This window comes from Desulfobacterales bacterium (assembly GCA_021647905.1).
Lineage (GTDB): Bacteria > Desulfobacterota > Desulfobulbia > Desulfobulbales > BM004 > JAKITW01.
Genome location: JAKITW010000009.1, coordinates 48850 through 55669, shown reverse-complemented (window position 1 = coordinate 55669; position 6820 = coordinate 48850). Strand labels below are relative to the sequence as shown.

Annotated in this window: 5 protein-coding genes; 1 reads left to right on the top strand and 4 read right to left on the bottom strand. The window is 59.9% G+C overall.

Annotated elements, in window-relative coordinates:
* A partial coding sequence (locus tag L3J03_03000) for a VTT domain-containing protein (GenBank protein ID MCF6289958.1) occupies nucleotides 1-2082 on the top strand: 2082 nt, incomplete at its 5' end.
* A 132-nt stretch (nucleotides 2083-2214) separates the two neighbouring features.
* Here the strand turns inward: L3J03_03000 and L3J03_02995 are convergent.
* The 4 genes from L3J03_02995 to L3J03_02980 are packed head-to-tail and all read right to left on the bottom strand — an operon-like array spanning nucleotide 2215 to nucleotide 6816.
* Nucleotides 2215-4005, bottom strand: coding sequence for an ASKHA domain-containing protein (locus L3J03_02995; GenBank protein MCF6289957.1), 1791 nt, complete (start codon nucleotides 4003-4005; stop codon nucleotides 2215-2217).
* Complete coding sequence (locus L3J03_02990) at nucleotides 4005-4895, bottom strand: hypothetical protein (protein MCF6289956.1); 891 nt, start codon at nucleotides 4893-4895, stop codon at nucleotides 4005-4007. The genes L3J03_02995 and L3J03_02990 overlap by 1 nt, the downstream gene beginning before the upstream one ends.
* Nucleotides 4892-5908 (bottom strand): MtaA/CmuA family methyltransferase, encoded by a 1017-nt coding sequence (locus L3J03_02985; GenBank protein MCF6289955.1) that lies wholly within the window; start codon nucleotides 5906-5908, stop codon nucleotides 4892-4894. The genes L3J03_02990 and L3J03_02985 overlap by 4 nt, the downstream gene beginning before the upstream one ends.
* An 11-nt stretch (nucleotides 5909-5919) precedes the next feature.
* Nucleotides 5920-6816, bottom strand: coding sequence for a GTP-binding protein (locus tag L3J03_02980; protein ID MCF6289954.1), 897 nt, complete (start codon nucleotides 6814-6816; stop codon nucleotides 5920-5922).
* Nucleotides 6817-6820 lie beyond the last annotated feature (4 nt).

Sequence of the window (6820 nt, the reverse complement as noted above, 5' to 3'; positions counted from 1 at the left end):
ACGAGGAGACGGTACCCCCCTATGCTTTATCTAAAGGCATTACTGGTTTTTATCACCCTTCACCCTACACTGGCCTACGGGGCGATTTTCCTGATCTCCCTTGCCGAATCCCTGGCCCTGGTCGGCTTGATTGTTCCCGGCACGGTTATAATGTTCGGCGTCGGCGCGATTGTGGCCACGGGCAGCCTGGGGCTGAAGCCCGTCCTGTTGCTGGCCGTGGCCGGGGCCATTGCCGGAGACGGCATCAGCTACTGGCTGGGCCACCACTTTCAGGAAGAGTTGCGGCGGATATGGCCTTTTTCCCGCTATCCCGGCATGCTGCAAAAGGGAGAGGCCTTTTTCCATCAACATGGCGGCAAAAGCATCCTGTTCGGCCGTTTTGTCGGCCCGGTACGGCCGCTAATCCCGGTTGTGGCTGGAATGCTGGGCATGGCTCCGCTCCATTTCGGCGTTGTCAACGTGTTATCGGCCATCGGCTGGGCCCTTGTCTATATACTGCCGGGGGTCTTTTTCGGGACCTCGCTGGCAGTGGCCGGCGCGGTCAGCACCCGCCTGGCCGTGCTCATTTTCATTCTCCTCGCCGCCATCTGGGGCTTTATCTGGCTCAGCCGTAAGCTGGTATTACTGGCCGGACATCAAGGGCCGATCCAACTGGCCGCGCTCAAGGACTGGGTTGCCGCGGACAGGCCCGTCCATGGAGTGGCGCTTCCCGTAAAACGGCTCCTCTCTTATCTGTTCCTCCGTCAGCAGGGAGAGGAGTTGTTTCTCGGGTTTCTGCTCCTGATGCTTTTTGTCGCAGGGTGGGGATTCCTGGGCGTTTTGCAGGATGTCCTGGCCAGGGACCCGCTGGTGATCGCGGATCAGGCGGTTTACCATTTTTTTCAATCTCTGCGAACCCCCTGGGCGGATCATATACTGGTGGCGGTCACGGAACTAGGCGATTCTTTTGTCAACATTTGCCTGTCCGGCGCGGTGTTGCTCGTTCTCCTTGTCAAACGTTGCCACCGCACCGCCGGCTTCTGGGTCTTGACCATACTCGGCGGTTCACTGGGCGTTCAATTGCTGAAATGGCTGATCCATTTGCCGCGGCCCGTGGCCCTTTACCATGGGGCCTCGGCCTATGGATTTCCCAGCGGCCATACAACCATGAGTGTTATTATTTATGGCTTTCTCGCTATTTTGATTTCCCGGGGGCTTTTCAGCAGACTGCGCTGGGGATTTTTCGTCACCGTCTTTGTGCTTTCCTTTATTATCGCGATCTCCCGCCTTTACCTGGGCGCCCACTGGCTCTCCGATGTCCTGGGCGGCTTTCTGATCGGCACAAGCTGGATTGCCCTGCTTGGAATCGCCTACCTGAAGGGGCCTGCTGAAACCGTTCCCCGGCGTTTACTGGGGCTTGCGGCCCTGCTCGTTATCGTGATCGCCGGTGGTTGGCATGTGGCCCAACGCCACGAAAAGGACCTTGCCTTTTACGCCCCCCGCCACAACGTACAATCCATGCCGCTGAAAAAATGGCTGGCCGATGGCTGGCGCGAACTGCCCGCCTGGCGGATTGACCTGGCCGGCGAACGGGAACAGCCCCTCACCATCCAATTGGCCGGCTCCACCGAAGACATGGCAAAAGACCTTTTGCTAAAAGACTGGCGCCGCCCGTTGTTGTTGAACCTGAAAAATTTCCTGGGGATGTTCTCCCCGGACACGCCGATTGAAGAATTGCCTGTTTTGCCGCGTCTTCACGATGGCCGGGTTGACATCCTGCGCCTTGTCCGCCAGGTCAATGGCCAACGCTGGGTGCTGCGCCTGTGGCCCGCGGATGTCAAGATCGCTGGAAATAATATACCCCTTTTCGTGGGAACAACAGAGGTGCAGCATCGCCGTCACCTGACCGGGTTGATCACCGAGGCAAGGGACACGGGCGAGTACGACCGTCCCCTGGGGGCACTGGAGCAGGAGTTCGATAATCGATTCGCCGTAAAAATGGTCAGCCGGACAAGCAATGAGATTCAAGTCAACCACGAGCAGCGCCGGTTACGCTGGCAGGGCGGGGTGTTGCTGGCATGGGAAAACATCGTTGGCCGATGAACATTTTTGTCGGTCTCGCAACAACCGCTCAACGGACGTGATTCGTCTTGTAACTGGTACTGTTCGAGCAGGCCAGGTAAGCGAGGCACGAGCCTCCGAAATTGGCGAAGATGAGATGCTGGTGAACGTCCCTTAAAAGAGCATTGCCTGGATAAACTGCCGGTCAAACTCGGGGTGGGAGACGAGATCCACGGTCAGGACCGAGCGTCCCAGCCCTGCCGCCTCGTCCCGGAGCCGCCGGTTCAAAAGCACCAGCATGGCCCCCACCTTGGCGGTGTTGCCGACAAAGACGATGCGATCATGCCATTCCCGGGGCAGGAGGCCGATCCTGGTCAGGGAGGCGGGCTTGAGGTGATAACCAAAGGCCCCGGCCACCCAGACCCTCTTGACCGCCTCCGGTCCGATGGCCGCCTCCTTGAGCAACAGGTTGATCCCGGCCCGGCAGGCCCCCTTGGCCAGTTGGACCTGGCGGATATCCTGCTGGGAGATGTAGACCTGCCGGCCGCGGTCTCTAAAGAGCAGGAAGGACCTCTTGCCGTTCCGGTCCCGGAGGTATGGCCGCAGGGAGGGGGCCGCACAGTCGGCGGCGATTCGTCCCCTAGGGTTGATCAGCTCCTTTTCCCGGAGCTGGGCCACCACATCAATCAGGCCGCTGCCGCAGATGCCCTGGGGGCGGCCCTGGCCGATTACCTTGAGCCGGGGACCATCATTTTCAATCCGGACCGATTCGATGGCCCCGGGCTGGGCCCGCATGCCGCAGGCGATGTTCATGCCTTCAAAGGCCGGACCCGCGGCCACGGAGCAGGCAAATGTCTTGTTTTCAGTTACCAGGACCACCTCGCCGTTGGTGCCGATATCGATAAACAGGGTGGGTTTCGGGCCGCCGGCCAGGTCAGTGGCCAGGATGCCAGCGGTGATATCACCGCCCACAAAGGGGGAGATGGGCGGCAGGATGTAAAGATGGGCCCGGCCGAGAGACTTGAACCCCAGCTCCGTGGCCCGGATATAGATACTGCCCTTGATCCGGGAGGTATAGGGCGCCAGGGCCAGGACCACCGGGTCCAGGCCCAGGAGGAGATGCATCATGCAGGTGTTGCCGGCCACGGCCGCTTCATAGATCCGGGCCGGGGAAATGGAATGTCTCTGGCAAAGCGCCCGGCCGAGCCGGTCAAGTTCACGGACCAGTATCTCCTGCAGATGGTGGAGACTTACCTGCCCGCCCTTGACCTGGGTTATCCTGGTAAGCACATCATGTCCATAGGTCACTTGCGGATTCAGGGCGGAGACCGTATCAATCTCGCGGCCGGAAATGAGATCCACCAGCGCAACCACCAGGGTGGTGGTCCCCACGTCAACGGCCAGGCCGAAACACTCGGCCCGGGTATCACCCGGTTCAACCAGATCCACCCTGCCGTTTCTTGACACCGCGGTCAGCACGCCCCTGGCGCCATCTTTTTCAAGATCTGCCACCTCCAGTTCCAACGCTACCGGCTGCCCGGTTTCGGCAAGGGATTTTTTTACTGATTCCAGCAAGGAACTCCCGGCAGGGATGACGGGTGGCAGGAGTTTTTTGCTTATATTAGGGTTGAGATCGGTTTGCCTCTCCGTGCCACTGACAAGGATACCGGATGCCTGCAAGGTCTCGGGCACGATTATCTCGGCCGGACCCCTGATCCGGCTTTTGCAGGCCAGGCGCTCCCCCTGCCCGATCTTTTCCAGGCCCAGCAGTTCCAGTTCCACGGCAGTGGGCAATGAGAGCATGCCCTGGACCTGCACCCGGCAGGCGCCGCAGTCACGATGGCCGCCGCAAGGCAGCTCCAGGTCCAGACCGGCCTCCTGGATTATTGTGGCCAATACCTGCCCGGCCCTGGCCCGGATCGATATTTTTTCCCCCTTAAAGAGGAGGGTTATCAGAACCTTCATCAAGAATATTCCCGCAGCTTTTGATAGACCCCGACCACAACATCGACCGGGGTGTCATCCGCAAGGCCGGTACTGGAGCCGAAGATAAAGCCGCCGCCCGCGGCAGTGTCCGCAACAATCTTCACGGCCCGGGCGCTCAACTCCGGCGCTGTTTTCCGGGGATGGGCCGTAAACTCCATATTCCCCCACAGGGTCAATCCGCGGCCATACTTCTTTTTGATCTCGTCCATCCGCATGCCGGCCGAGGGCTGCAATGAGTGGATCCCCGCAAACCCCATGGCAACAAGGTCGGCAAGAACCGCGTTGATATTGCCGTCCGAGTGAAAAAAGACCGTGGCCCCGGTCCGCCTGATCGATTCCAGGCCTTGCTGCAGGAACGGAAAGATAATTTTTCGTAAAACAGCCGGCGAGAGCAGGGTGTGGCGCGAGCAGGCAAGATCATCACCAATGATGATCCCGTCCGCCCCGGCCCGCACACAGCCTTTCGCCAGCCGGACCAGGTCCCGGGCGGCCCGGCGGGAAAGTTCAAGGACCTCCTGCGGCGCCTTCAGGGTCAGCCGGCAGTAATGCGCAAAAGGAATACGGTCGAGTCCGCCCCGGAAGGGGCCGGTGACCTGGGCCAGGATGTAGAGATCGGTCCGTTGACGCCACCATTCTATCTCCCGGATTGCCGGTTCCGGCCGCAGACCGCCGGGCAAGGCAGGGTCAATGGTCACCACCACCAGGTCAAGGCCCAGGGCGAGAATGGTCTCAAGTTTATCCGCCGGGCCCTGGCAGGGCCGGCCCAGGAGTTTCTCGATAAAACCGGGGCAGATACAGATCTCTCCCTTGGGCGGGACCGGAGAGTGCTGATGGTTAATGGCCCGGCGGACAAGTTGACGGTGGTTCATGTGCCAGCCACCGCTCCGGTCAGGGCCCTGATGTTTGCCAATGGGGTTTTGGGGCTTATCCCGCAGGCCGGCGCCAGGATCTCAACGCCTTTGGCAAGACAGATCCGGGCGAGTTTGCGGACCAGCTCGGGCGGGCCCTTTTCAAGCACCGAGGTGCTGACGTTGCCCATTAAGACCCGGGGCCCCATCTCCTGTTTCAACCTGGCCACATTAACCAGTGAGTCAAAACTGAAGGCGGCGACCGGGTTGATATTGCTGATGGCCGGGGCGATCAGCCGGACATTGCCGCAGATATGGACGATCACCGGCTTTCCTTCCCTTCCCAGGCCCTGGCAAAGCCTTTCAAGATAGGGTTGGGAAAACTCTTTAAAAAACCTGGGGCCGAGGATCTCACCGGTGGCAGTGGGGTCGGCCACGGTTATCAGGTCAGCGCCGGCCGCAAACTGTGCCCGGCCCAGGCGGATCAAAAAGTCGGTGATAAAGGTCAGGATTTTGTGGATGGTCCGGGCCTCCCGACGCATGGCCCGGAAAAAGGTGGTGGGCTCGACCAGGGAGGTGGCCAGGCTGATGGGACCGACCAGGTTGCCCATGACCGGCAGAATGGAGTTGTTTTTTTTGAGCAGTCGCAGGGCCTTGAGCAGAACGGGCAAGCGGCCGTGCCTTTCCGGCTCGGCCGGTGAAAGATGGGCGAAATCGGCCAGGGTGGCGCAGGGATATTTGATTACCGCTGGTTCCCGCTCAATATCGCCGAGATCCACCCGGGCCCCGAAACTCTCGGCCTCAACCGTCATGCAGAACGGAACCCCCACGTTTTCAAAGCCGCTGATCCCGGCGATCCGCTCGGCAATGGCAGCCATTTTCTCCGGATTGCAGTGGGCGTCATGGCCGCTGAAACCGGCACTGGCCATGATTTCACTGGCAGACACCGCCATCATGCCGCCCGGACAGAGCACCGGCGGCCGGTCAATCGTCTTGCCGGCAAAAGTTCTTGCCAGCCGTTCCCTTGGCTCCATTTTTCCCTCTCTTATAGCAACTGCTTGATCTTCTGCCGGTCAAGGAGTTCGCCGATAAAGACCAGCACCGGCTCCGGGCCCCCGCACCTCTCCAAACGCCAATTTTTCCCGGAAAAATCCACATAAAAAGACCCCCGGTCGGTGCGAACAAAGCCTTTTATGCGCGCTACCCGGCCCAACCCGCCCTGTTCGGCCGTTTGTAACAGACGTTCAATCCTGGCCAAAGGCAGTTCCGGAGACGGAAACAGGGTGATGGTTTCATAGGCCGGACCTTCTTCTCCGTCCGTGGCAGGGAGAGACGGCCGGGGTCGGGGCCGGAGATGGAAGACCGTTTCCAGGGGGACCCTGGCCTTGGTCGTGCTCCAGATCAAGGCGTTTTTGTTCCTCTTGCCCAGGTCTTTTTCTATCCCTTCCAGCTGATCCGGCTGGACGAGATCGGTCTTGTTGATAATCAGGTGGTCGGCTGTTGCTATCTGTTCCTCAAAAAACATGCCCAGGCAGGCAAGGCCATCGAAATAGGCAGGCCCGTCGATAAGGGTAATAACCGACGTTGCGTCCATCCCGATCCGCTTCTTGACCCCATCTAAGGCGGCCAGAATCTGGCCGGGCTCGGAAATACCGGAAGGTTCGATAAGAAGCCGTTCAGGGGCAAACCGGTCGACAAGGGCGGGCAGCATCTTGCTCAGTTCCCTTTTTAGAGAGCAGCAGATGCAGCCATTGGCAAAGGCATACACCGAGCCGCCGGCCATCTCCAGCCGTCTGCCGTCAATGTCCACCTCGCCGAAGTCGTTTACCACGATAAGGATTGTCTCGCGGGCGGCCCTCTCTTGGATGACCCGTTTGATAAAGGTGGTCTTGCCCGCCCCCAGAAAACCGGTTATCACAAGGACCCTGATCGTTTCTGCCATTGAT

Coding starts and splice junctions, on each gene's coding strand:
- L3J03_02990 (MCF6289956.1), bottom strand. CDS start 4,895: ATGAACCACCGTCAACTTGTCCGCCGGGCCATTAACCATCAGCACTCT.
- L3J03_02985 (MCF6289955.1), bottom strand. CDS start 5,908: ATGGAGCCAAGGGAACGGCTGGCAAGAACTTTTGCCGGCAAGACGATT.
- L3J03_02980 (MCF6289954.1), bottom strand. CDS start 6,816: ATGGCAGAAACGATCAGGGTCCTTGTGATAACCGGTTTTCTGGGGGCG.
- L3J03_02995 (MCF6289957.1), bottom strand. CDS start 4,005: ATGAAGGTTCTGATAACCCTCCTCTTTAAGGGGGAAAAAATATCGATC.